General features: G+C 71.4%; 29 protein-coding genes and 1 riboswitch. Of the genes, 20 read left to right on the forward strand and 9 right to left on the reverse strand.

Going from position 1 to position 21,998, the window contains the following annotated elements; all coding sequences use genetic code 11:
* The first annotated feature begins 29 nt into the window (after positions 1 to 29).
* Entirely contained in the window at positions 30 to 797 is a 768-nt protein-coding gene (locus EIZ45_RS01225) for a PIG-L deacetylase family protein (RefSeq protein ID WP_134661623.1), read from the forward strand.
* Between the two features lie 332 nt (positions 798 to 1,129).
* Here the strand turns inward: EIZ45_RS01225 and EIZ45_RS01230 are convergent, their stop codons facing one another.
* Positions 1,130 to 2,005: an alpha/beta fold hydrolase gene (locus tag EIZ45_RS01230; protein WP_043834334.1), complete on the reverse strand. Its 876-nt coding sequence runs from the start codon at positions 2,003 to 2,005 to the stop codon at positions 1,130 to 1,132.
* A gap of 110 nt (positions 2,006 to 2,115) precedes the next feature.
* Here EIZ45_RS01230 and EIZ45_RS01235 point away from each other — a divergent pair, with 110 nt between their 5' ends.
* Both EIZ45_RS01235 and EIZ45_RS01240 read left to right on the forward strand, forming a co-directional pair.
* Positions 2,116 to 2,958 (forward strand): crotonase/enoyl-CoA hydratase family protein, encoded by an 843-nt coding sequence (locus tag EIZ45_RS01235; RefSeq protein ID WP_134661622.1) that lies wholly within the window; start codon positions 2,116 to 2,118, stop codon positions 2,956 to 2,958.
* Positions 2,959 to 2,993: 35 nt separating this feature from the next.
* Positions 2,994 to 4,700, forward strand: a complete 1,707-nt coding sequence (locus EIZ45_RS01240) for an AMP-binding protein (protein ID WP_134661621.1) — start codon at positions 2,994 to 2,996, stop codon at positions 4,698 to 4,700.
* A gap of 21 nt (positions 4,701 to 4,721) precedes the next feature.
* On the opposite strand, the gene EIZ45_RS46660 is transcribed toward EIZ45_RS01240, so the two are convergent.
* Positions 4,722 to 4,952 carry a hypothetical protein gene (locus tag EIZ45_RS46660; protein WP_037714276.1) on the reverse strand — a complete coding sequence of 77 codons (231 nt, stop codon included), beginning with the start codon at positions 4,950 to 4,952 and terminating at the stop codon, positions 4,722 to 4,724.
* Between the two features lie 28 nt (positions 4,953 to 4,980).
* On the opposite strand from EIZ45_RS46660, the gene EIZ45_RS46665 reads away from it, so the two are divergent.
* Both EIZ45_RS46665 and EIZ45_RS01255 read left to right on the forward strand, forming a co-directional pair.
* Complete coding sequence (locus EIZ45_RS46665) at positions 4,981 to 5,160, forward strand: hypothetical protein (RefSeq protein WP_167756314.1); 180 nt, start codon at positions 4,981 to 4,983, stop codon at positions 5,158 to 5,160.
* Between the two features lie 351 nt (positions 5,161 to 5,511).
* On the forward strand, positions 5,512 to 5,745 hold the full coding sequence (locus EIZ45_RS01255) for a hypothetical protein (RefSeq protein ID WP_037805714.1): 234 nt from the start codon (positions 5,512 to 5,514) through the stop codon (positions 5,743 to 5,745).
* A 120-nt stretch (positions 5,746 to 5,865) separates the two neighbouring features.
* Here EIZ45_RS01255 and EIZ45_RS47305 read toward each other — a convergent pair whose 3' ends face one another.
* Positions 5,866 to 5,988 carry a hypothetical protein gene (locus EIZ45_RS47305; protein WP_255442913.1) on the reverse strand — a complete coding sequence of 41 codons (123 nt, stop codon included), beginning with the start codon at positions 5,986 to 5,988 and terminating at the stop codon, positions 5,866 to 5,868.
* Between the two features lie 579 nt (positions 5,989 to 6,567).
* On the opposite strand from EIZ45_RS47305, the gene EIZ45_RS01260 reads away from it, so the two are divergent.
* The 5 genes from EIZ45_RS01260 to EIZ45_RS01280 all read left to right on the forward strand — a co-directional run bounded on the left by EIZ45_RS01260 (position 6,568) and on the right by EIZ45_RS01280 (position 9,642).
* The gene (locus tag EIZ45_RS01260) at positions 6,568 to 7,164 is read left to right on the forward strand and encodes a CDP-alcohol phosphatidyltransferase family protein (protein WP_043834337.1); all 597 of its coding nucleotides are present in this window, start codon (positions 6,568 to 6,570) and stop codon (positions 7,162 to 7,164) included.
* 46 nt (positions 7,165 to 7,210) lie between these two features.
* A complete protein-coding gene (gene gcvH, locus EIZ45_RS01265) occupies positions 7,211 to 7,594 on the forward strand; it encodes a glycine cleavage system protein GcvH (RefSeq protein WP_037805718.1) in 384 nt (127 codons plus the stop codon).
* 124 nt (positions 7,595 to 7,718) lie between these two features.
* Complete coding sequence (garA, locus tag EIZ45_RS01270; protein ID WP_009078859.1) at positions 7,719 to 8,189, forward strand: glycogen accumulation regulator GarA; 471 nt, start codon at positions 7,719 to 7,721, stop codon at positions 8,187 to 8,189.
* Entirely contained in the window at positions 8,186 to 8,956 is a 771-nt protein-coding gene (locus EIZ45_RS01275; protein WP_063697699.1) for a MerR family transcriptional regulator, read from the forward strand. Before garA ends, EIZ45_RS01275 begins: the two co-directional genes overlap by 4 nt.
* Positions 8,957 to 9,168: 212 nt before the next feature.
* Positions 9,169 to 9,642 carry a bifunctional nuclease family protein gene (locus tag EIZ45_RS01280; protein WP_009078856.1) on the forward strand — a complete coding sequence of 158 codons (474 nt, stop codon included), beginning with the start codon at positions 9,169 to 9,171 and terminating at the stop codon, positions 9,640 to 9,642.
* A 36-nt stretch (positions 9,643 to 9,678) separates the two neighbouring features.
* Here EIZ45_RS01280 and EIZ45_RS01285 read toward each other — a convergent pair whose 3' ends face one another.
* Entirely contained in the window at positions 9,679 to 10,308 is a 630-nt protein-coding gene (locus EIZ45_RS01285) for a TetR/AcrR family transcriptional regulator (protein WP_037805720.1), read from the reverse strand.
* 259 nt (positions 10,309 to 10,567) lie between these two features.
* On the opposite strand from EIZ45_RS01285, the gene EIZ45_RS01290 reads away from it, so the two are divergent.
* Positions 10,568 to 11,149: a MerR family transcriptional regulator gene (locus EIZ45_RS01290; protein WP_009078853.1), complete on the forward strand. Its 582-nt coding sequence runs from the start codon at positions 10,568 to 10,570 to the stop codon at positions 11,147 to 11,149.
* 33 nt (positions 11,150 to 11,182) lie between these two features.
* Positions 11,183 to 11,282: riboswitch (glycine riboswitch) on the forward strand.
* Positions 11,283 to 11,512: 230 nt separating this feature from the next.
* On the opposite strand, the gene EIZ45_RS01295 is transcribed toward EIZ45_RS01290, so the two are convergent.
* A complete protein-coding gene (locus tag EIZ45_RS01295; RefSeq protein ID WP_134661620.1) occupies positions 11,513 to 11,887 on the reverse strand; it encodes a nuclear transport factor 2 family protein in 375 nt (124 codons plus the stop codon).
* A 125-nt stretch (positions 11,888 to 12,012) separates the two neighbouring features.
* Here EIZ45_RS01295 and EIZ45_RS01300 point away from each other — a divergent pair, with 125 nt between their 5' ends.
* The 3 genes from EIZ45_RS01300 to EIZ45_RS01310 all read left to right on the forward strand — a co-directional run bounded on the left by EIZ45_RS01300 (position 12,013) and on the right by EIZ45_RS01310 (position 14,050).
* Positions 12,013 to 12,597, forward strand: a complete 585-nt coding sequence (locus EIZ45_RS01300; protein WP_240690525.1) for a nucleotidyltransferase family protein — start codon at positions 12,013 to 12,015, stop codon at positions 12,595 to 12,597.
* Positions 12,598 to 12,659: 62 nt separating this feature from the next.
* The gene (locus tag EIZ45_RS01305; RefSeq protein WP_240690524.1) at positions 12,660 to 13,235 is read left to right on the forward strand and encodes a TetR/AcrR family transcriptional regulator; all 576 of its coding nucleotides are present in this window, start codon (positions 12,660 to 12,662) and stop codon (positions 13,233 to 13,235) included.
* Complete coding sequence (locus EIZ45_RS01310; protein ID WP_134661618.1) at positions 13,232 to 14,050, forward strand: NmrA family NAD(P)-binding protein; 819 nt, start codon at positions 13,232 to 13,234, stop codon at positions 14,048 to 14,050. The genes EIZ45_RS01305 and EIZ45_RS01310 overlap by 4 nt, the downstream gene beginning before the upstream one ends.
* Here the strand turns inward: EIZ45_RS01310 and EIZ45_RS01315 are convergent.
* Positions 14,040 to 14,942: a LysR family transcriptional regulator gene (locus tag EIZ45_RS01315; RefSeq protein ID WP_134661617.1), complete on the reverse strand. Its 903-nt coding sequence runs from the start codon at positions 14,940 to 14,942 to the stop codon at positions 14,040 to 14,042. The genes EIZ45_RS01310 and EIZ45_RS01315 overlap by 11 nt on opposite strands.
* 70 nt (positions 14,943 to 15,012) lie before the next feature.
* On the opposite strand from EIZ45_RS01315, the gene EIZ45_RS01320 reads away from it, so the two are divergent.
* Genes EIZ45_RS01320 through EIZ45_RS01335 form a run of 4 tightly spaced genes read left to right on the forward strand, consistent with a single transcriptional unit; the run spans position 15,013 to position 18,069 of the window.
* Complete coding sequence (locus EIZ45_RS01320; RefSeq protein ID WP_134661616.1) at positions 15,013 to 15,702, forward strand: nitroreductase family protein; 690 nt, start codon at positions 15,013 to 15,015, stop codon at positions 15,700 to 15,702.
* A 36-nt stretch (positions 15,703 to 15,738) separates the two neighbouring features.
* On the forward strand, positions 15,739 to 16,536 hold the full coding sequence (locus EIZ45_RS01325; protein ID WP_043834352.1) for a helix-turn-helix domain-containing protein: 798 nt from the start codon (positions 15,739 to 15,741) through the stop codon (positions 16,534 to 16,536).
* Positions 16,537 to 16,556: 20 nt separating this feature from the next.
* Entirely contained in the window at positions 16,557 to 17,543 is a 987-nt protein-coding gene (locus EIZ45_RS01330) for a zinc-binding dehydrogenase (protein WP_134661615.1), read from the forward strand.
* A gap of 40 nt (positions 17,544 to 17,583) precedes the next feature.
* A complete protein-coding gene (locus EIZ45_RS01335) occupies positions 17,584 to 18,069 on the forward strand; it encodes a GNAT family N-acetyltransferase (protein ID WP_134661614.1) in 486 nt (161 codons plus the stop codon).
* 145 nt (positions 18,070 to 18,214) lie between these two features.
* Here the strand turns inward: EIZ45_RS01335 and EIZ45_RS01340 are convergent, their stop codons facing one another.
* The 3 genes from EIZ45_RS01340 to EIZ45_RS01350 all read right to left on the reverse strand — a co-directional run bounded on the left by EIZ45_RS01340 (position 18,215) and on the right by EIZ45_RS01350 (position 19,769).
* Entirely contained in the window at positions 18,215 to 18,655 is a 441-nt protein-coding gene (locus EIZ45_RS01340; protein WP_134661613.1) for an SRPBCC family protein, read from the reverse strand.
* Positions 18,656 to 18,736: 81 nt separating this feature from the next.
* Complete coding sequence (locus EIZ45_RS01345; protein WP_134661612.1) at positions 18,737 to 19,120, reverse strand: STAS domain-containing protein; 384 nt, start codon at positions 19,118 to 19,120, stop codon at positions 18,737 to 18,739.
* A gap of 163 nt (positions 19,121 to 19,283) precedes the next feature.
* Positions 19,284 to 19,769 (reverse strand): hypothetical protein, encoded by a 486-nt coding sequence (locus EIZ45_RS01350; RefSeq protein WP_134661611.1) that lies wholly within the window; start codon positions 19,767 to 19,769, stop codon positions 19,284 to 19,286.
* Positions 19,770 to 19,892: 123 nt separating this feature from the next.
* On the opposite strand from EIZ45_RS01350, the gene EIZ45_RS01355 reads away from it, so the two are divergent.
* Both EIZ45_RS01355 and EIZ45_RS01360 read left to right on the forward strand, forming a co-directional pair.
* Complete coding sequence (locus EIZ45_RS01355) at positions 19,893 to 20,843, forward strand: zinc-binding dehydrogenase (RefSeq protein WP_240690523.1); 951 nt, start codon at positions 19,893 to 19,895, stop codon at positions 20,841 to 20,843.
* Positions 20,844 to 21,026: 183 nt separating this feature from the next.
* A complete protein-coding gene (locus tag EIZ45_RS01360; RefSeq protein WP_134661610.1) occupies positions 21,027 to 21,956 on the forward strand; it encodes a sensor histidine kinase in 930 nt (309 codons plus the stop codon).
* Positions 21,957 to 21,998 lie beyond the last annotated feature (42 nt).

The following is a 21,998-nucleotide window of genomic DNA, read 5'->3' on the forward strand; positions in this document are numbered from 1 at the left end:
CGCAGACAGCGGGCCGTCCGCGCGCGAAGATGTCCGGTATGACCTTGCCTGCCCTGCCCGAGGAGTCCTTCCGGCGCGTGCTCTGCGTCGTCGCGCACCCGGACGACATGGAGTACGGCACGTCCGCGGCCGTCGCACGCTGGACGGCGCGCGGCATCGAGGTCGGCTACCTCCTGCTCACCCGCGGCGAGGCAGGCATGCCGAACCCGCCCGAGGAGACGGCCCGCCTGCGCGTCGCCGAACAGCGCAACGCGTGCGCGGCTGTCGGCGTCGAGCGCCTCACCGTCCTCGAACACCCGGACGGCGTGCTCGTCTACGGCCTCGACCTGCGCCGCGACATCGCCCGCGAGATCCGCCGGTTCGAGCCCGACGTCGTGCTCGGCTGCGGATTCGACGTCGAAACTCCCTACGGCTTCGACCAGGCCGACCACCGCGCCGCCGGACTCGCGACCCTCGACGCGATCCGCGACGCGGGCAACCGGTGGGTCTTCCCCGAGCAGATCGACGACGAGGGCCTCGCTCCGCATTCGGCGCGCTGGTACCTGGTCCCGGGACTTCCGGGTTCCGGGGCGACCCACGGCGTCGACATCACCGGAGAGCCGCTGCGGCGCGGCGTCGCTTCCCTGGAGGCGCACGCCGCGTACCTGGCCGCGCTTCCGGACCACCCCGCGCCCGCCGACTTCATCCCGCAGTTCACGGCGATGAGCGGCAAGGCGATGGGGGTGGCGCACGCGGTGCTGTTCCGCGCCCACGACCTCCAGGCGCCGCCGGAGTTCCCCGAAGCCGACCAGGACTGACCCCGGCCGGTCGGAAGCCTGGGGGAGCCCGGCGGGACGCTGCTCCCGCAGGTCTCCCTTCCTCGCCGGGCGCGGGTCGGGAGGGTGCCTTTCGCGGACGAGCCCTGCCGCCGGAACGCACCCAATGCGGCATTGGTTGCGTCGCACGCACCCAATGCCACATTGGGTGCCCCCGCGAGTTCCAAGCCCGCCCAGCCGACCGCGGTCGAGCCACCAGCGCAGCCGCCCCGCTGTGAAGCCAAAACGCGGTCGCACCCCACCAAGTCCGTGAAGGGCTCCTTGAGGGAATCAGATTCCCTCAAGGAGCCCTTCACGGACCGCGGGGGCCGGGCTCAGGCGGGGTAGCGGCGAAACGCGAAGTCCCGGATCGCCGCGCTCAACCGCTTCGGGTCGAACCGCAGCTCGACCGGGCTGCGGGCCTGGACGAACTCGGCGTTCGGCAGGTCCTCGGCCAGGCTGCCCGCGTCGCCGAACGGGTGGATCGGGTCGCCCTCGTGCCCGATCACCAGCGTCGGCGTGGTGATCGTGCCCCGGATCGACTTGGGCGGCGCGACCCGGCCGAACAGGACGCCGTGCAGCAGCGCGGCCATCGGTGCCGGTTCCTGGCTCAGCGTGTCCGTGATGACGTCCACCCACTGGTTCCCGTGCGGCACCAGATGCGCGGCCAACGCCACTCCGCGCACCGTCGCGGGCAGGAAGCGGGCGGCGAACAACAAGGGTGCGAAGGTCAGCAGCCCGGCGATGATCGCGTTGTCCAGCACCGGCATTTCGACCACCAGCCCGCGCACCCGCGACGGGGCGGCCACGGCCACCTCCAGCGCCACGTTCGCGCCCAGCGAGGTGCCGCCGACCACCGCGTCCTCGATCTCCAGATGGTCGAGCAGCGCGACGGCCTGTTCGCCGAACGCGGGCATCGAATAGCGCCACGACTGCGTCGGCCGGTCCGAATCGCCGTGGCCGAGCAGGTCGAGGGTCACCACGCGGAACCCCGCGCGGGCGAGCCGCCTGGCCAGCGGCGCGTGCATCCGGCGGGTGAACATGATCCCGTGCATCAGCACCACGACGCGGTCGCCGCTGCCGTACTCGGTGTAGCACAGGCGCTGGCCCTCGTGCCGGAACGAGCCGGACAGCTCGATCGGCCGGGCCTTGCGGGCCGCCGCGGGTTCGGCCGGCGGGGCGTCGGCGACGGGCACGGGTGCCGGGTCCATACGGGCGCCTCCCTCTCCACCTCGGGTCTCCAGGAAAGCATCCCGCAGCGCCGTTGGCACAGTGTCAACCGGATGGGCTGGGGTCGGGGGGATGAGTCAAGATGATCGGCATGACCGAACCAGTAGCCGCCCTTCCCGAACTCGCCTCGCTCCGCGTCGACCTCGACGGACCGGTCGCCGAGGTGACCCTGCTCGGCCCGGGCAAGGGCAACGCGATGGGCCCCGACTTCTGGCGCGAGCTGCCGCTGGTGTTCGCCGCCCTCGACGCCGACCCGCGCGTGCGCGCCGTCGTGCTGACCGGAAGCGGCAAGCACTTCTCCTACGGCCTCGACCTGCCCGCGATGATGGGCGGCTGGGCCCCGCTGCTGGCGGGCGACGCGCTGGCCGGGCCGCGCACCGAGTTCCACCGCGAGGTCCAGCGGCTGCAGCAGGCGGTCAGCTCGATCGCCGAATGCCGCAAACCGGTGGTCGCCGCCGTGTCCGGCTGGTGCATCGGCGGCGGCGTGGACGTGATCACCGCCGCCGACATCCGCCTGGCCAGCGCGGACGCCAAGTTCAGCGTCCGCGAGGTGAAGGTCGCGATCGTCGCCGACATCGGCAGCCTGCAGCGGCTCGCGCCCATCATCGGCGAGGGGCACGTCCGCGAGCTGGCGCTGACCGGCAAGGACGTCGACGCCGCGCGCGCGGAGAAGATCGGCCTGGTCAACGACGTGTACCCGGACCAGGAGACGCTGCTGGCCAAGGCCCGCGAACTGGCCGCGGAGATCGCCGCGAACCCGCCGCTGGTCGTCCAGGGCACCAAGCAGGTGCTGTCGGCGAACACCGAACGCCAGGTCGCCGAGGGCCTGCGCTACGTCGCCGCGTGGAACTCCGCCTTCCTGCCGAGCAAGGACCTCCAGGAAGCCGTCCAGGCCTTCCTGGAGCGACGAGCGCCGGACTTCAAGGGCGAGTAAAACAGGCACGGGAAAGCGAGCACGAGGAGTACGACGTGAGCAACGGCGCTGAGGTCACCGGCTACCAGGCATTCCGCGCGGCGCGGGACTATCTGCAGGCCCACCGCTTGGACTACGAAACCGCATACCGCGAGTTCGCGTGGCCGCAGCTGGACGAGTTCAACTGGGCCACGGACTGGTTCGACGCGATCGCGGCGGACCCGGCGAACGCGCAGCGGTACGCGCTGTGGATCGTGGAAGAGGACGGCACCGAGAACCGCTGGACGTTCCCGGAGATGTCGGCCCGGTCCAACCAGGTCGCGAACTGGCTGCGCGGCCTCGGCGTCGCGCGCGGCGACCGGGTGATCGTCATGCTCGGCAACCAGGGCGAGCTGTGGGAGACCATCCTCGCGGCGATCAAGCTGGGCGCGGTCGTGATCCCGGCGTCGACGCTGCTCGGCCCGGCCGACCTCGTGGACCGGGTGGAGCGCGGCAACGCCAAGCACGTGATCGTGCGCGACGTCGACGCGGAGAAGTTCGCCGACGTCGCCGGCGACTACACGCGGATCGCGGTCGGCGAGCCGGTTTCCGGTTGGCACGCCTTCGAAACCGCGTATGCGTCCTCCGCCGAATTCACCCCGGACGGGATCACCCGCGCCGAGGACCCGCTGCTGCTGTACTTCACCTCGGGCACCACCGCGAAGCCGAAACTCGTGCAGCACACGCACGTTTCCTATCCGGTCGGCCATCTGTCCACAATGTACTGGATCGGGCTGGAACCGGGCGACGTCCACCTCAACATCTCGTCGCCGGGCTGGGCCAAGCACGCCTGGAGCAACTTCTTCGCTCCGTGGAACGCCGAAGCGACGGTGTTCCTGTACAACTACGCGCGGTTCGACGCGGCCGCGCTGATGGCGCAGATGGACCGCTGCGGCATCACCAGCTTCTGCGCGCCGCCGACGGTGTGGCGGATGCTGATCCAGGCCGACCTCAGCGCGCTGCGGACGCCGCCGAAGAAGGTCGTCGGCGCGGGGGAACCGCTCAACCCCGAGGTGATCGAGCAGGTCGAGAAGGCGTGGGGCGTCACCATCCGGGACGGCTTCGGGCAGACCGAGACCAGCGTCCAGGTCGCGAACACGCCGGGCCAGGACGTCGTGGCCGGCTCGATGGGCCGCCCGCTGCCCGGGTTCGCGGTCGCGCTGGTCGACCCGGTCACCGGCGAGCGCGCGACCGAGGGCGAGATCTGCCTGGACCTCGCGCACCGGCCGGTCGGCCTGATGGCGGGCTACGCGGACGACGACGAACGCACCTCGGCCGCCTTCGCGAACGGCTACTACCACACCGGCGACGTCGGCTCGATCGACGAACGCGGCTACATCACCTACGTCGGCCGCACCGACGACGTCTTCAAGGCGTCGGACTACCGGATCTCGCCGTTCGAGCTGGAGAGCGTCCTGCTGGAGCACGAGGCGGTCGCCGAGGCGGCCGTGGTGCCCGCGCCGGACCCGATCCGGCTGGCCGTGCCCAAGGCGTACGTCGTGCTCGCCTCCGGGCGCGAGCCCAACGCCGAGACCGCGCGCGAGATCCTGGCGTACGCGCGGGAGCACCTCGCGCCGTACAAGCGGATCCGGCGGCTGGAGTTCGGGGAGCTGCCGAAGACCATCTCGGGCAAGATCCGCCGGGTCGAACTGCGCGGCCGGGAAGGCGGCGAGCGGCCCGAGGGCGAGTTCCGCGAGGACGACTTCCCGGACCTCAAGTCCTGAGCCGCGGCGGCGGTCCCGGTCCTATTCGGCCGGGACCACCGCCGCCAGCACGGTCTGCTCGCCCTTGCTGCACGTGGTGCCGCCCTGCGCGGCGGGCGGGCCGGACACGCACAGCCAGCCGTCGACGGTCGCGTTGACCGGGTTGTTCGAGCCCGCCGCCTGGCGGCCGTTGATCGCCTGGTGGAACTTCTTGACGAGCGCCATCGCGTCCGCGCACGGGATGGCTTTGTTGTCGTAGACGTACAGCGTCATCCCGCTCGCCGCGGTGACGGTGCCGCACGTGCCCGGAGTGGACGGCGGCGCCTGCTTTGACGGTTTCGGCGCGGCCGCGGTGCTGCTGGGCGCGGCGGGCGGGCTGCTCGCGCCCGCGGTCTGCGGCAGCGGCGGGGGAGCGTGCGTGCTCGGCGCGACCGAGGCGACAGCGGAGGGCGCCGACGACGCGGCTGCCGGTGGCGCTTGATCCCCCGAACAGGCGGTGAGCGCGGGCAAAACCACCACAGCCGCGCACAGCGGCCCGTACACGGTTTTCGACGGGAGCACCGCGATCCTTTCTCCGGGGTCGCGCCCATTCTGGCCCCTCGCGCCCCCGCTGAGCGGCACCGACACACCGGAGCGGCGCCGGTTGAGTCTACTGTGGACGGTTGGTTTCGCTTTCCGGACGGGGAAATCCGCATCGCCGGGACGCATCGTTCGGAGGAATCCGTCCCGGGGCGGTTAACGCTCGGCGGTCCCGCGCCGACGTAGAGGGCAGGCGCCCCGCGCGTTCCAGGTCCCCGAAGCCCGACGCCAGAGAGCACGAGTCACCGAGAGCATGAGCACCGAAACCGCCCCCGCAGCCGAGACCGACGCCCCGACCGACCCGCCGACCGAACCCTGCAGCGTGGTGTGGTGCGGCGGCCGCCCCTACGTGCTCGAAGCCGGAGCCGTGCGCCCGCGCTGGGTGGGCACCGACGGCCGCGGCCGCCCCGAAACGCTGAGCAACGCGCAGCTGCAGCGCCGCGGCTGGAGCCACCGCCGGGCGGCCAGCAGGCGACGCTCCCGCTGAAACTTCCGCCGGACGGCGGCCGGAACCGGGGAGGGGTCCCGGCCGCCGTCCGGCGGATCCGCGTTTTTTCCCGGCCCTGCACCGATTCACCCGCTGCGGCGGCTCGGCCGCGGCATCGATTCACCCGCCGTGCTGGCTCGCCTGCCGTACTGCCTTGCCGCGCTGCCTTGCCGCGCTGCCTTGCCGCGCTGCCTTGCCGCGCTGCCTTGCCGCGCTGCCTTGCCGCGGCGCCGGTTCGCTCACGGTGCCAGCTCGCCCTGCCGCGCTGGCCCGCCTGCCGCACCGGGTTGCCGCACTGCCTTGCTGCGGCACCGGTTCGCTCACCGCGCTGGCCCGCCTGCCGTACCGGGAGCTGCCGCACCGGCTTCCCGCGGCGCCGGTTCACTCACCGTGCCAGCTCGCCTGCCGCGCCGGACCGGCTGCCGCACCGCCTTGCCGCGGCGTTGGCCCCCCGCCCTGTTGCCCTCCCCGCTGCTCCGATTCGCCCGCCGCGCCGACGGAATCGTTCCAGCGCCGAGCCGAACGGATCCGGCCGCGCCGATTCGCCGTGCACCGCGCGCCGTGCAGCGAGGTGCGGGTGCGCGGCGGGCCCGCCGCAGCGCGCCTCCCCAAGACACCGCACCGGCGGCGAGACCCACCCCGGCCTCGCACAGCGCCCGTCAGCCGAAGCGAGAAACCCGCCGCCGCGCATGCCCCAACGCCGCACCAGACCAGGGCACCCCGTGACCTCCCGCGCCCGAACCCACCCCCAGCACAACCGAACCCCCGCCTTTCACCCGCCAGGACAAACCTCGCGATCCCGTCCGCTCTAGGCTGACCGGCGTGACCACGGTCCCCGACGAGCCCCAGACCGAGCCCTCCCTGTGGCGGCAGGCGCTCAACGTCCCCAACCTGCTGTCGCTGCTGCGCCTGGCGGGCGTCCCGGTGTTCCTGTGGCTGCTGCTCGGCCCGAAGGAGGACGGCTGGGCGCTCGCCCTGCTGATCTTCTCCGCGCTCACCGACTGGCTCGACGGCAAGCTCGCCCGCTGGCTCGACCAGATGTCGCGGCTCGGGCAGCTGCTCGACCCCGCCGCGGACCGGCTCTACATCCTCGCCACGCTCGTCGCGTTCCTGATCCGCGACATCATCCCGTGGTGGGTCGTCGTGCCGCTGGTGCTGCGCGAGCTGGTGCTCGGGGTGTGCGTGGTGCTGCTGCGCCGCGGCGGGTTCGCGCCGCCCGAGGTCACCTACATCGGCAAGGGCGCGACCTTCGTCCTCATGTACGCCTTCCCGTTCCTGCTGCTCACGCAGGGCGGCTCGGACGTCGCGGCGGTCGCGCGGCCGATCGCCTACGCGTTCATGGTGTGGGGCGGCGTCCTGTATGTCTGGTCCGGGGCGCTCTACGTCGTGCAGGCGGCTCGCGCGCTGCGCACCCGGTGATGGAAGATTGTCGGCACGAAAGCCAGCACCAGGAAGGGGAGCGGCGTTGACCACTCCGGAAGAACTGCGCTACACCGAGGAGCACGAGTGGGTCGCGACCCGCGAGGGTTCGCTCGTGCGGGTGGGCATCACCGAGTACGCGCAGGACCAGCTCGGCGACGTCGTGTTCGTCGACCTGCCCGAGGTCGGCAAGCAGGTCGGGGCGGGCGACGCGTTCGGCGAGGTCGAGTCCACGAAGAGCGTCTCGGAGCTGTTCGCGCCGGTCGACGGCGAGATCGTGGCGGTCAACTCGGCGGTCGCCGATTCGCCGGAGCTCGTCAACTCCGACCCCTACGGCGAGGGCTGGCTCGTGGAGATCCGGCTCGACGACCCGGCCGGTCTCGAGGCGCTGCTCGAGGCCGAGGCGTACCAGGCCCTCATCAAGGGCTGAGCCGTTCGGCCGGGCGCCGGAGCCTCAAGGGGAGCCCGAGGGTTCCGGGCCGGTCGGGCACGGTACGTTGACAGCTGCACGTTCTTGGTCGATGACAACACTTCATGCGTAGAGGAGAGCTCAGGTGAGCACGAACGACGGGCCCGGCGTTCCCCCGGAGCAGTCTCCGGAGCGGACCTCTGTCTTCCGGGCCGATTTCCTGGCCGACATGGAAGGCCAGCAGGAGTCCGCGCCGGCCGCCGAGGCACCGGTGCAGGGCGTCGACGCCCTTCCGCCGGGTTCCGCCCTCCTGGTCGTGAAGCGCGGGCCCAACGCGGGCTCCCGCTTCCTGCTCGACCGCGACACCACCAGCGCGGGACGGCACCCCGACAGCGACATCTTCCTCGACGACGTCACGGTTTCCCGCCGCCACGCGGAATTCCGGCGCGAGGGCGGGGAGTTCGTCGTGATCGACGTCGGCAGCCTGAACGGCACCTACGTCAACCGCGAGCCGGTCGACCAGGCCGTCCTCGCCGGCGGCGACGAGGTGCAGATCGGCAAGTTCCGCCTGGTCTTCCTGACCGGCCCGGGGCACGGGGGCCAGGGGGCGCAGTGACGGCGGCCGGGCAGCCCGGTCGTCAGGAGGCCCGGCGGGACGGGTTGAGCATCGGGGCGGTGCTCGCGCAGCTGCGCGGGGACTTCCCCGATGTCACGATTTCCAAGATCCGCTTCCTCGAGGCGGAAGGCCTGGTCCGCCCGGGCCGCACGCCCTCGGGGTACCGGCAGTTCTCGCCGGCGGACGTGGAACGCCTGCGGTACGTGCTGTCCGCGCAGCGCGACCACTACCTCCCGCTCAAGGTCATCAAGGAGCAGCTCGACGCGGCCGACGCGGGCGCGCAACCGCCCGCGCCGGTCCCGTCGGCTCCCCAGCTGCCGCGGCGGCTCGTGCCGCTCGGCGACGGGAGCGATCCGGCGGGACTGCCCGCGGCGGCGGACTTCGAGACCGGGCCGGACACCCGGCTCACCCAGGAAGACCTGCTGGAGCAGGCGGGCATCGACGACGCGATGCTCGCCGAGCTGTGCCAGTACGGCCTGCTGCGCCCCGGCGCGGCGGGTTTTTTCGGCCCGGAATCGGTCCTGATCGCCCGCACCGTCAAGGCGATGACCGAATTCGGGCTCGAACCGCGGCATCTGCGCGCGTTCCGCGCCGCGGCCGACCGCGAGGTCGGCCTGCTGGAGCAGATCGTGACCCCGGCGTACCGGCATCGTGACGCGGACGCGAAGGCGCGCGCGGACGAGGTCGTGCGCGAACTGGCCGCGCTGTCGGTCACGCTGCACACGCTGCTCGTCAAAGCGGGCATCCGCGGCGTCGCCGGCGATTGACCCTTATGCCCGAGACGCGTTGTCGGTCACTTGTCAATGACTGAACCTCAGCGCCGGGATGCCGTACCGTGAGAGACGGTTCGCGAGACCACGAACCGAGAATGTCCGCTGCGAGCGAGCACAGCGCCCGGATGACGGGTAGCGTCGGAGACAACGGTCGTCAGCCGTCGCCAGCGCTGCGGCCCGTGTGCACGAGAGGGAGGCGAAGCCCGATGAGCGAGATGCGCGTCGTCGGAGTGCGGGTCGAACTGCCCGCGAATCAGCCGATCTTGTTGCTGCGGGAGACCGAGGGCGAGCGGTACCTGCCGATCTGGATCGGCTCGGTCGAAGCCACCGCGATCGCCCTGGAACAGCAAGGCGTGCGGCCCGCCCGGCCGCTCACCCACGATCTGCTCAAAGAGGTCATCGGCGCGCTCGGCCGCGAGCTCGAGCAGGTCGTCATCACCGACCTCAAAGAAGGCACGTTCTTCGCCGAGCTGGTCTTCGACGGCGACATCCGGGTCTCGGCCCGCCCGAGCGATTCGGTCGCGCTGGCGCTGCGGATCGGCGTCCCGATCCACGCGGTCGACGCGGTGCTCGAGGAAGCCGGCCTGATCATCCCGGACGAGCAGGAGGACGAGGTCGAGAAGTTCCGCGAGTTCCTCGACTCCGTGTCCCCGGAAGACTTCCGCGGCGCCGACACCTGATCGCCCCTGCCCGGCGGTTTCCCGCCGGGCACGAGTTCACCGCGCGGTCGCGCGGGCGAACAGGTCCGCCAGCTCCCGGCCGTACCGGTCCAGGTCCACGGACGGATCTGCGGCGTAGGCGGCCGCCACTCCGTCGACGGCCTGCGCGATCGACAGCGCCACGATCTCCGGCGAGATGTCGCCGAACGCCCCCTCCTTGCGGCCCTGTTCCAGCTGCCGCTGCAGCGCGCCGGTGCGCAGCTGCCCGACCATGACGCCGGTCATCGCCCAGCCGTCGCGGTCGTCGGCGTGCGCGGCCATCTCGACCAGCACCCGCTCGCATTGCGGGTAGTCGCGCAGGAACGCGACCGAAGTCTCGATGTACGCGCGCAGGTTCCCCGGCCGGTCCGCCGGGTCGACGCCTTCGCTGCGCTCGCGCAGGTATTCCGATTTGGTCTCGGACACCGTGCTCAGCACCGCCTGCATGAGGCCGGCCTTGTTGGTGAAGTGGTACGAGATCAGCCGCGTGCTGCTGAGCCCGGCCCGTTCCTTGATGCGCGCGAAGGTGGTGCGCGCGTACCCGTGGTCGGCGATCGTGGCGATGGTCGCGCCGATGATCTGGGCCCGGGTGGTGGCCTCGGTGACGCTCAGGCCGAGTTCGGCTTGCGTGTCGATGTTTACTTGCATGAGTAATAAGTTACTCAGCCGAGTAAAAAAGGTCAATCCCGTACGGCGAACGGGCCAAAGCCTCGACACGGCCTCGAGGTCCGCCGCGCGTCGCGTTGACCGGCTAGCGGCGCAGCCTTACCGTCAAAGGCGGTAAATCGCCACGATGTGATTCGCCGACCCGGCGCGCTCGTGGCAGTTTTCCCCGGCCGATCCCGATCCTGGGCTCGACCGGCCTGTCGAACGCCCCGCCGCGAGGCCGGGCGAGGGGAGGCTTGCGGTGGTCGAGGCTGGTCGTCCGGAGATACCTGCCGGACCTGTCGCCGACGGCGAGCAGGGCGAGCTGTTCCCCGACGCCTCGCTGCCCGACGAGCTGGTCGGCTACCGCGGTCCCGCGGCCTGCCAGATCGCCGGGATCACCTACCGCCAGCTGGACTACTGGGCGCGCACGAAGCTGGTCGCGCCCAGCATCCGGACGGCGCACGGTTCGGGGTCGCAGCGGTTGTACTCGTTCAAGGACATCCTGGTCCTGAAGGTCGTGAAGCGCCTGCTGGACACCGGGGTCTCGCTGCAGAACATCCGCGTCGCGGTCGACCATCTGCGCGTGCGCGGGGTGCGCGACCTGGCGAAGGTCACGCTGTTCTCCGACGGCACCACGGTGTACGAATGCACGTCGCCGGAGGAGATCGTGGATCTGCTCCAGGGCGGCCAGGGAGTGTTCGGCATCGCGGTCAGCGGGGCGATGCAGGAGATCAGCGGCACCATCCACGAGTTCCCGGCCGAGCGCGCCGACGGCGGACTGGTCGAGGCCGTCGTGCCGGACGAGCTGACCCAGCGCCGCAACGCCCGCCGCACGGGCTGATCTTCGTCCGCGCTAGACTGGGCGCGCGATCGACGAACCCGCGCGGGAGAGACCGAACCGGCATCCCCGGTCCGGCGCCGAAGGAGCAAGTCCTCCCCGGAACCTCTCAGGCACCCTGGACCGCGCGGACGAGACGCCTCTGGAAAGCGCATCGGCAGGAGACCACCAGCCGGTGCCGCCGACGGTGCAAACCCGGCTATCCACGCGGGTGAAACTCTCAGGCGCCCCGCGGGGTACGGACAGAGTGGGGAGGACCACGCCTGTTGTGCGGCGTGGCGGCTTGGCCGGGTGAGGTTCAGACCTCCCGGGTGGTCTGAACCTCGTGCCTGTGGTCAAGACCACATCCCCGGCGTTTCCGGCGGCTCAGCCCGGAATCTTGTCCAGGAAGCCGTGCACCTTGGCGATCCGGCCGTCGGCGATCTCCACGACGTCGAACCCGATCGCGATCGGCTCAGCGGCGCCGGGAGCCGACAGGTGCCACTGGAACCGCGCGAGATCGTGGTGCGCGTCCGGCTCCGCGGGCAGGCTGAAGACGAGCCCGGCGAACTGCGCCTGCGCGCCGCCGATGAACCCGTCGATCTCGTCCTGGCCGGCGACCGCGCCGAGCGGATCCGTGTAGGTCGCGCCCGGCGCGAAGACCTCCGAGACGAGCTGGCGGCGCCGCTGCGGGTCGGTCTCGTTCCACACGTCGACGTAACGGCGGGCGAGGTCGGCTGCGGTCGGTGCGATGGTGGTCATGTCGGGGTTCTCCTTGCGTTGTCCCGTTTTCGGTAGGGCCAAGCCTGGCCGACGATCGGCGGCTGGTCGATTACGCGGGAGGTAATCGGCTGGCCGTGCTAAACCGGGGCATGGACTACGGCCGGATGGCGATCGACAGGCAGCTCGGGACCTTCCGCGAGTTCGTGACGCGCAACGAGCTGGTGCCGGAAGTGCTGGCGAGGGCGGCGAAACTGGCTCTTCCCGGCTGGTACCTGACCGCGGGCTGCCTGTGCCAGACCGTGTGGAACGTGGTGACCGGACGCCCGCCCGCCGAGGGCATCAAGGATTACGACCTGTTCTACTTCGACGACTCGGATCTCAGCTGGGACGCGGAGAACGCGGTCATCGAGGAGGGCGCCCGGAGGTTCGGGGATCTCCCGATCACGGTGGAAATCCGCAACGAGGCACGGGTGCATCTCTGGTACGAGGACCGCTTCGGCGTCCCGTGCGCGCCGTACCCGTCCACCGAGGCGGCCATCGACTCGTTCCCGTCCACGACGCCCTGTCTGGGGATCCGGTTGGCCGAAGGAGGGGAGTGGCAGGTCTACGCGCCGCACGGGTTCGCGGACATGTTCAATCTCGTCGTCCGGCCCAATCCCGGACACGCGCCGCGGAGCAGTTACGAGGCGAAAGCCCGGCGCTGGCAGGAACAATGGCCGGAGCTGACCGTCCTGCCTTGGCCCGGTTGACGGGGGTGCCGGCGCGGGCGTACTTTTCGATACGCAACGGGAGCGTATCGAAAAGAGGCATCGTGTCGGAGGAGTTCTCGGTGGGCAGGCCGCGTGATGCCCGAAGGGATGCCGCGATCCACGAGGCGGCCCTGGCGCTGCTGCCCGAAGTCGGCTACGACCAGTTGTCCATCGAGGCGATCGCGGCCCGCGCCGGTGTTGCCAAGACGACGGTTTACCGGCGGTACCGCGACAAGGCGGCCGTCGTCGCGGCGGCGGCGGAGCAGCGGCAAACCTCGGCACCGCCCGAGGCCGTGTCCGGCGGACTGCGGGAAAACTTGCTGGCCGTCGTGCGGTGGCTGGCGCGCGAGATCGCTGAGCAGGAGATCGGGGTGCTGGGCGCGCTGTTCGCGGGGATGCGCAGCGATCCGCGGCTCGCGGACGAGATGCGCCGGATCCTGCACCGAGACCAGGCGGCGATGGCGGATCGGGTGCGCCACACCGCATCGGCGCCTGGTGCGGCCGAACTGTTCGCCGAGGTCGCGCCGGGAGTGATCGTGCACCGGATCGTCTTCGCCGGCGAACCGTGCGACGACCGGTTCCTGCGGCATCTCGTCGACGACATCCTGCTGCCATTGCTGAAGGGAATCCGGAGATGATCGTGATCACGGGGGCGACCGGCGCGCTCAACGGGGCGACTGTGGAGCATCTGCTCAAGCGCGTCCCGGCGGAGGAGATCGGCGTCAGCGTCCGGGATGTCGCCAAGGCGCGGCACTTCGCGGACCGGGGCGTACGGGTGCGGCAGGGGTCCTACGAGGATCCCGCGGCACTGCGGAAATCGTTTGAAGGGGCCGAAAAAGTCCTGCTGGTGTCCTCGAACGATCCGCACGCGGACGGGGCCGCCCTGCATCGTGCCGGCGTCGAGGCGGCGGTAGCGGCTGGGGCGCAGCGGATTCTGTACACCAGCCATCAGAATTCCCGGATGGACACGCCTTTTCCGCCAGGCCCGGAGCACGCGGCGACCGAGCGGATCCTCGCCGGATCCGGGGTGGCGTGGACCGCGCTGCGCAACGGTTTCTACGCGCACAGCATTGGCTGGCTGCTCGGGAACTGGCGGGAGGACGGGGTGATCGCGGCCCCGGAGGACGGCCCGGTTTCGTGGACCGATCGGGCTGATGTCGCGGAGGCGGCGGCGGTGATTCTGGCCGGGGCCAGGGAGTTCGACGGACCGGTTGTGCTGACCGCGCGGCAGGCGGTGACGTTCGACGACGTGGCCGAGCTCGCGTCGCGGGTCAGCGGGCGTGCGGTGCGGCGCGTGGTAGTAGCGGACGAGGAGTGGGTCGCGGGCGAGCCGGAGGAGGTGGCGCGGATGAAGCTGTCGATGTTCGAGGCCTCCCGGCAAGGCCACTTTGCCGAGACGAGCCCGGTGCTGGCCGAGCTTCTCGGCCGCGAACCACGCGGAATCACGCTCTAGCACCGAAAAACTCCCGGCAGAAAGCGCGAAACGTCTCCGCCCGCCGAGTCAGCCGCGCACCCTCCGCGCGAGCCAGCACGACCGGCGTCGTCGGGACTCGCTCGCGCAGCGGACGTACCGCGAATGGCGTGCCCTCGACGGAAAGTTCCAGCGGCGGTCGCTGCACCGAGAGGGTGTAGCCGAGTCCTCGAGCCACTAACGCGCGGGCGAGTTCGAAGCTCGTCGTGCGGTGTGCGACCGGCATCGGCAGGCCGACTGCGGCGAAGACGTCCCGGAAATAGCGTTCCGACGGCGGTACGTCCAGCAGGATGAACGGCTCGTCGGCCAAGGCTCGCAACGAAACCGTCTTCCGGCGCGCCAAGGGATGCGCCGACGGGAGGAGCACGCTCGGCGGCTGGTCGTAAAGCTGGTCCACTGCGATCCCGGGCACGAGGTCCTGCCGGTACAGCACGGCGAGGTCGCAGCGGCCTTCCAGCAGGAGGTGCTGCAGGTCCGGCAGGGTGCCTTCGGCGAAGGAGACGTCGACTTCCGGGTGCTGGGTGCGGAAAGTCGCCAGCGCGGCGGGGACGTGGAGTGGCGCGAGAGGGGTGTAGCAGCCGAAATTCAGGCGTCCGGCGAGGTCTTGGCCGTAGTCGCGGGCGGTGGTGCCGAGTTCCGCCACCGAGGTGAGCACCGCGCGGGCCTCGCCGACGACCTGGCGGCCGGCGTCGGTCAGCGCGGTCGTGCGGCCGGGGCCGCGGAGGATGAGCTGGACGCCCAAAGTCCGTTCCAGCGAAGCGATCGCCAGGGACACCGCCGACTGCGACACGTGGCAGCTGTCCGCGGCCGCGGTGAGGCCGCCGGTGTCGGCGACCGCGACCAGGTACTCGAGCTGGCGCAACGAGGGAGACATCAGTTCAGCTTATGTCCTTCACCAGAAATGTGAACTGGACCGATGACCGTCGACGCGGCAGGGTCGGGGCATGACCCGGCACCAGCATCCGTTCGTCCCGTACGCGCCGCCGCGGCTGTCCCCGGAGGAGAGCCTCGCGCGCGGGCAGGAGCTGTACCGGCTGCTCGACCAGCGCCGGTCGGTCCGCTGGTTCTCCCCGGACCCGGTGCCGCTCGAAGCGATCGAGACCGCGGTGCGGATCGCGAACACCGCGCCGAGCGGGGCGCACCACCAGCCGTGGACGTTCGTCGCGACGGCCGACCCGGACGTCAAACGCGCGGTGCGCGAGGCAGCGGAGGTCGAGGAGCGGAAGTTCTACCGCGAACGCAACGCGCCGGACTGGCACGCGGCGCTCGCCCGGCTCGAAACCGACGAGCACAAGGAATTCCTCGAGGTCGCGCCGTGGCTGGTGGTCGCGTTCGCGCAGAAGAGCACCCCGCTGCCGGACGGTTCGCTGCGGAAGAACTACTACGTCAACGAGAGCGTCGGGATCGCGTGCGGCATGTTCATCACGGCGCTGCACACGATGGGGTTGGCGACGTTGACGCACACGCCGAATCCGATGGGTTTCCTCAACGAGGTTTTCGGGCGGCCGGTGACTGAGCGGCCGTACATCTTGTTCCCGGTGGGTTATCCCGCGCCGGACTGTGAGGTGCCGGATCTGGACCGCAAGCCGCTGGCGGAGGCGTTGGTGGTGCACGCGCCGTTACCTCGGGGGTAATGGTCTCCCCGCGCGCGACCCCGTAGCTTCGGACGCGTGACGACCACGGTGAAGGCCCCGATCGGCGAACTGCTCCGGGAATGGCGCGACCGCCGCCGCATCAGCCAGCTCGATCTCGCGATCTCGGCGGACATCTCGACGCGCCACCTGAGCTTCGTGGAGACCGGCCGGTCCAAGCCGAGCCGCGACATGGTGTTGCGGCTGGGCGAGCATCTCGACATCCCGCTGCGCGAACGCAACCGCCTGCTGCTCGCCGCGGGCTACGCGCCCGCCTACGGCGAGTCCGACATCGGAGCGCCGGAAATGACCGTGATCCGCGAGGCGGTCCGGCGGCTGCTCGCCGGGCACGACCCGTATCCGGCGGCGGTGGTCGACCGCGGCTGGAATCTCGTCGACGCCAACCTCAGCCTCGGCGTGCTCACCGAGGGCATCGCGCCGTCGCTGCTGACCGGTCCGGTGAACGTGCTGCGCGCGACGCTGCACCCGGACGGGATGGCGCCGCGGGTGCTGAACCTGGGGGAATGGCGCGCGCATCTGCTGGGACGGCTGCGCCGTCAGGTCGAGCAGACCGCGGACGCCGGGCTCGCCGAGCTGCTGGAGGAACTGCGCGGGTATCCGTGCGACGACGAGGTCCCCGAGGTGGAGATCCCCGGCCCGGGCGACATTTTCGTGCCGCTGCGCTACCGGCACGGGGATCTGGAGCTGACGTTCTTCAGCACGGTCGCGACCTTCGGGACGCCGCTGGACGTGACGGTCGCCGAGCTGGTGATCGAGTCGTTCTATCCGGCCGACCCGGCGACGGCGGCGTTCCTGCGCGAGCGCGTGACCGGCTGAGCGCCGCTACGATCGGGGCCATGCGGGCGTTCGTGGTGACCGGACCGGGGGAGGCCGGGCCTGCCGAGGTGCCGGAGCCGGAAGCCGGGGTCGGCGAGGTCGTGGTCGACGTCGAGCGGGCCGGGGTGTGCGGCACCGACGTCGAGTTCTTCACCGGCGAAATGCAGTACCTCGCCGACGGGCACGCCCGGTACCCGATGCGGCTCGGCCACGAATGGTGCGGCACGGTGTCGGCGGTCGGCCGGGGCGTGCATCCGGCGTGGGTCGGCCGCCGCGTCACCGGCGACACGATGCTCGGGTGCGGGGACTGCCGGCGGTGCCGGGGCGGGCATCAGCACGTCTGCGCGGCCCGGCAGGAGGTCGGCATCCGCGGCGGCCGGGCGGGAGCGCTGGCCGAACGCCTCGCCGTGCCGGTGCGCTCGCTGCACGAACTGCCGGACACGGTGGATCCGGTCGCGGGCGCGCTGGCCGAACCGGGCGGCAACGCCTGCCGGGCGGCGCGGGCGGCCGCGGGCGAACGGGTGCTGGTCCTCGGCCCGGGGACGATCGGGTTGCTCACCGCGCTGTTCCTCCGGGCCGCGGGCAGCGAGGTCCATCTCGTCGGCGCGACGCCGTGGTCGGTGGAATTCGCGCGCGGCTTGGGTTTTTCCGCCGGGACGAGCGTTCCCGAGCCGCCGTTCGACGCGGTGGTCGACGCGACCGGCGATCTCTCCGCTCCCGCGCTCGCTGCCGAGGTGGTCGAACCCGCGGGCCGGATCGTCTGCATCGGGCTGTCCGGGCGGCCGAGCCTGCTGGACACGAGGATGCTGGCGTTGAAGGACGTCACCGCGATCGGCGTGCTGAGCGGTTCGCCGGGCTTGGCGCAGGCGATCGACGCGTACGCGTCCGGCGAGGTGGATCCGCGGCCGCTGGTGGCGGCGACGGTCGGGCTGGACGAGGTCGCAGCGGTGCTCGGCGGGGAGCGGCCGGCGGGCGCGCCGAAGATCCACGTCGACCCGCACCGGTAACCAGGTTGCCCGGCGGGCGCGGAAACGAGAGGGTCGGGGCATGAGTGCCGACCTGACTTTCCGCCAGCCGACCGAAAACGACCACGCGCGCGTGCTCGCCGCGCTGGGACCGTGGTGGGGCGGCCTGAAGGGCGAAGCCGGTGCGCAGGAGCGGGCGCTGCTGGTGCCGCGGCTGTACTTCCAGCACTTCACCACGACGAGCCGCCTGGTGGAGCGTCCGGACGGGACGCTGGCGGCCTTCCTGATCGGCTTCGTCTCGCAGACCGACCCCGACACCGCCTACATCCACTTCGTCGGTGTCGACCCGGCGCTGCACGGGCAGGGGATCGGCCGTTCGCTGTACGAGTGGTTCTTCGGGCAGGTGCGGGAATCGGGGGTGCGCAAGGTGAAGTGCATCACCAGCCCGCAGAACACCGCGTCGCGCGCGTACCACGCCCGGCTCGGGTTCGAGGTGTCCGACGTGCTCCCGGATTACGACGGGCCGGGTCTGGACCGGGTCGCGTTCACCCGGAGCCTTGGCGACTAGCCGGGTAGCCGAGCTTGCCGGAAGGGACGGGCACCCTGACAGCTTCAGCGGTCGTGAGGGGAACCCTGAGGGAACCAGATTCCCTCAGGGTTCCCCTCACGGACGGCGTCAAGCGAGACCCGCGCGAGGGACAGCTGAAGACCGGTCACCGGGCTCCGATGACAGTCCGAAACTGTTCAGCAGCCCGCTCGACCTTCTTCTGCGGATCGGCCAGCAGCGAAGCGACCGCCTCGCCGAGTTTGCCTGCCGGGGGCTCGTATTCGAGGGAAACCTCCACGCCGGTGCGGCCGTGGCCCTTGTCGTCGAACCGGACGACCCCGGAGTTGTGCACGTCCGGATCGGCGTCGTCGACCGTGGTCCAGGCGATCTTGCGCGGCGGTGCGTCCTCGACGATCCGGGCCTGCCATTCCACTGTGGACCCCGCGGGTCCGTCGACCTTCCACCGGGTGCGCGTCCCGTCGCCGTCCAGGGCTTCGACCGACTGGACGTCGGAGAAGAGCTCCGGCAGCCGGGTCAGCGGACGCCACCAGTCGTAGCACGCCTGCGCGGGAGCGTTGACCTCGACGTAATGCGCTGCAGCAGCCATGGGCACCTTTCCTCGGAGTTCAGCGAAGTCTTGCCGAACTCCCCGGCTACCCGGCTGATCGGAGGCGCAAACCGCCCGCGGTTACGAGAGTTCCTTGCGGGGCAACGGAACGAGACGGACGTCGAGGGTCCGGTCGAGGCCGAGCAGCCGGAGGGGACGCAGCACGGCGCGGTGGCGCGCCAGCACCGTGAACGACACCTCCGCGAGGCGAGCCGTGTGGTCGGCCGCCAGCAGGACGGACAGCCCGCGGCAGCTGCAGAACGTGACGGCGCCCAGATCGGCGATCACTTCGCCGGGCGACTGGGCGATCGCCGTGACGGTGTGCTCGAAAAACGTGTCAGCGCTTGAAGAATCGAGGTCTCCGGAGACCGCGACGACCGTGCTGTCGTCGGCGGTGCTGACGGTGATGTCCGCGAGGGGCGCTGCGCGGGTGGGCAGCCTCGCCGGGCGAACGGGGTGAGTCATCGGGGGCCTCCTGCGGACCGGCGGAGGCGGACCGGCGCTGGACTGCCTCGCTTGTGCTGGGCGGCCGGCTCCTTGCTGAACCGATGCTGCCACGGTAGCTGCGCCGCGGAATTCCGACAACCAGGTGCCGGGCGCCCGGGGGATCCTCGGTTTCGCTGCCTGGTCAGGAGTGCCGGGCGAACGCGTCCTCGCCCGCCCGGACGCGCGCCGGCTCCAGCAGCGAGCGCTGCCGGTCCGCGCGCAGCAGGAGGGCGTCGAAATCCACGTCGGCCAGCCGCTTTCCCAGGTTCGCCGAATCGCGCAGCGTGGTCCACAGGATCTTCTTGCCCTCGATGCCCATGGCCAGCGCCTCGAGTTCCCAGAACCGGCTGAGCGGCGAGTGCGACGTGATCCTGCCGTTCAGCTTGAACCGTCCCAGCCGCTCGGCCACGATCGCGAGCCCGGCTTTGACCGGGTTCGCCCGCACCGGCACTGCCTGCATGATGCCGCGGAAAGTCTCGACGTCCTCCGCGATCGCCGACGCCACCTCGCGCAGCGGCGTCTCGAATTCGGTGCCCTGGTTGGTGCGGGCGGCCCGGCGCGCCAGCTCGCGCCAGGCGAGGCCCATGGCCAGCTGGTCGTTGAGGTAGATCCCGAGCAACGTGTCCATGCGGGCGGGGATACCCGGCCGGGCGGCGGGTAACCGGCGGTCGCGCAGCGGTCCACAGTGGACCGCTCGGCTTCGGCGCGGAACAGGACGTTTCGCCGCGCCGGTGCCGGGTATCAGGGCGGAATGTCTGTGCGAGCTGTGGTGATGGACGAGTTCGGCGGCCCGGACGTCTTGACGCTGCGCGAGGTCCAGCGTCCCGAGCCGGGGCCGGGCGAGATCCTGGTGCGCGTGGTGGCGTCCGGCACGAACCCGGTCGAGGCGAAGATCCGGCAGGGGGTGGCGATCCCGGATCTGGAACTGCCCGCGGTGCTGGGCGGCGACGTCTCGGGCGTCGTGGCGGCAGTAGGTCCCGGCGTGACTGACTTCGCCGAGGGCGACGAGGTGTTCTACACCCCGGAAATGGCGTCCCGCCTGGGCAGCTACACCGAGCTGAACGTCGTCTTGGCGGCCATCGCGGCGCCCAAACCCCGCGGGCTCAGCCACGTCGAGGCGGCGGCGATCCCGCTCGCCGGCGGGACGGCGTGGGAGGCGATCGTCCGCCGGTTGGCGGTCCGGCCGGGGGAGACGGTGCTGGTGCACGCCGGTGCCGGCGGGGTCGGCTCGTTCGCCGTGCAGTTCGCGGTCGCAGCGGGTGCCCGGGTGCTGGCGACGGCGGGCCCGGACAACCAGGATTTGCTGCGTGACCTGGGTGCCGTTCCGATCGACTACCACGAGACCGACCCGGTCGAAGCGGCGTTCGAGCACACCGGCGGCCAGGGCGCCGACGCGGTGCTGGACCTGGTCGGCGGGGAGAACGTCGCGAAGAGCTCCGCCGCGGCCAGGGCGTTCGGCCGGATCGCGACGGTGCTGCCGCCGAAGGGCGAGCTGCGCACCCTCTACCAGCGGAATCAGCAGCTGCACGGGATCCTGCTCACCCGGGAGCGTCGTCGGCTGGAGGAGCTGACGCCGCTGTTCGAGCGCGGCCAGGCCCGTCCCGTCGTGGACCAGGTCCTGCCGCTCGACCAGGTGCGCCAGGCCCACGAGCGGCTCGATTCCGGGCACGGGAGGGGAAAGACGGTGCTCGATCTGGTCTGACCGGCAGGACAAGGGCAGGTTCTCCGGGCCTGCCGCACCGAGGCGTCCGGTCGGGCGTGCGGAACTGTCGGACGGCTGGGTTAGCCTTGAGGGGCAAGGTGAACCGAGCTGTCCGGCGGACGGCAGAGGTGAGGTAGTGATCGTGGTGCCCGCGATGATGTCGGTGTTTCGTTCGGGGCGGCCATGACGTACTCGGAGCAGGCGTTCCTGCATCCGGCGCTTTTCTACCGAAGCGCCGAGGAGTTCACGGCCGGGGTGGTCGCGTTCGTCCGCGAGGGGCTGGCGGCGGGCGAGCCGGTCGCGGTCGCCGCGCCGCCGGAGCACGTGCGCCTGGTCCGGGCCGAACTGGGCGCGGACGCCGAGCGGGTGCTGCTGGTCGACATGACCGAGGCGGGCCGCAATCCGGGCCGGATCATCCCTGGCGTGCTGCGCGCGTTCGCCGACGGGCATCCGGACCGGCACGTGCGGATCGTCGGGGAGCCGATCTGGGCCGGCCGGTCGCCGGCGGAGTACCCGGCGTGCGCGCAGCACGAGGCGTTGATCAACCTGGCGTTCGAGGGCCGGTGGGCGACCATCCTGTGCCCGTACGACGCCGAAGCGCTGGGCGCGACCGAGCTGGCCGACGCGCTCCGCACGCACCCCTGGCTGATCGACGGCACGGGGGAGTGGCGCTCGAGCGGCGACTACGCGCCCGACGCGGTGGTCGCCGACTACAACCGCGAGCTGCCGCCTCCGCCCGGCGCCCGGTCCTTCGTCGTCGCCGAACCCGACCTCGTCGACCTCCGCGCGGTGACCGCCGAGACGGCGCGGCGGCACGGCCTGCCCGAGGACCGGGTCGAGGACGCGGTGATGGCGGTGTCGGAGCTGGCGGTCAACAGCGTCGAGCACGGCAGCGGGGCCGCGATGGTGCGGCTGGGGTTCGCCGACGGCGAGCTGGTCTGCCAGGTCCGGGACGAGGGATGGCTGGCGGATCCGATGGCCGGTCGCGTCCCGGCCGCCCCGGACCAGGTCCGCGGCCGGGGACTGCTGCTGGTGAACCATCTCGCGGACCTGGTGCGGATGCATTCGGATCCGGCGGGGTCGACGGTGGAGGCGCGGTTCGCCGCCGGGTGAAGCCGCCTGGCGCGGGCGGCTTAGGCTGACGGGCGAGGAAAA

It is taken from the genome of Amycolatopsis sp. CFH S0740 (assembly GCF_004522315.1).
GTDB lineage: Bacteria > Actinomycetota > Actinomycetes > Mycobacteriales > Pseudonocardiaceae > Amycolatopsis > Amycolatopsis nivea.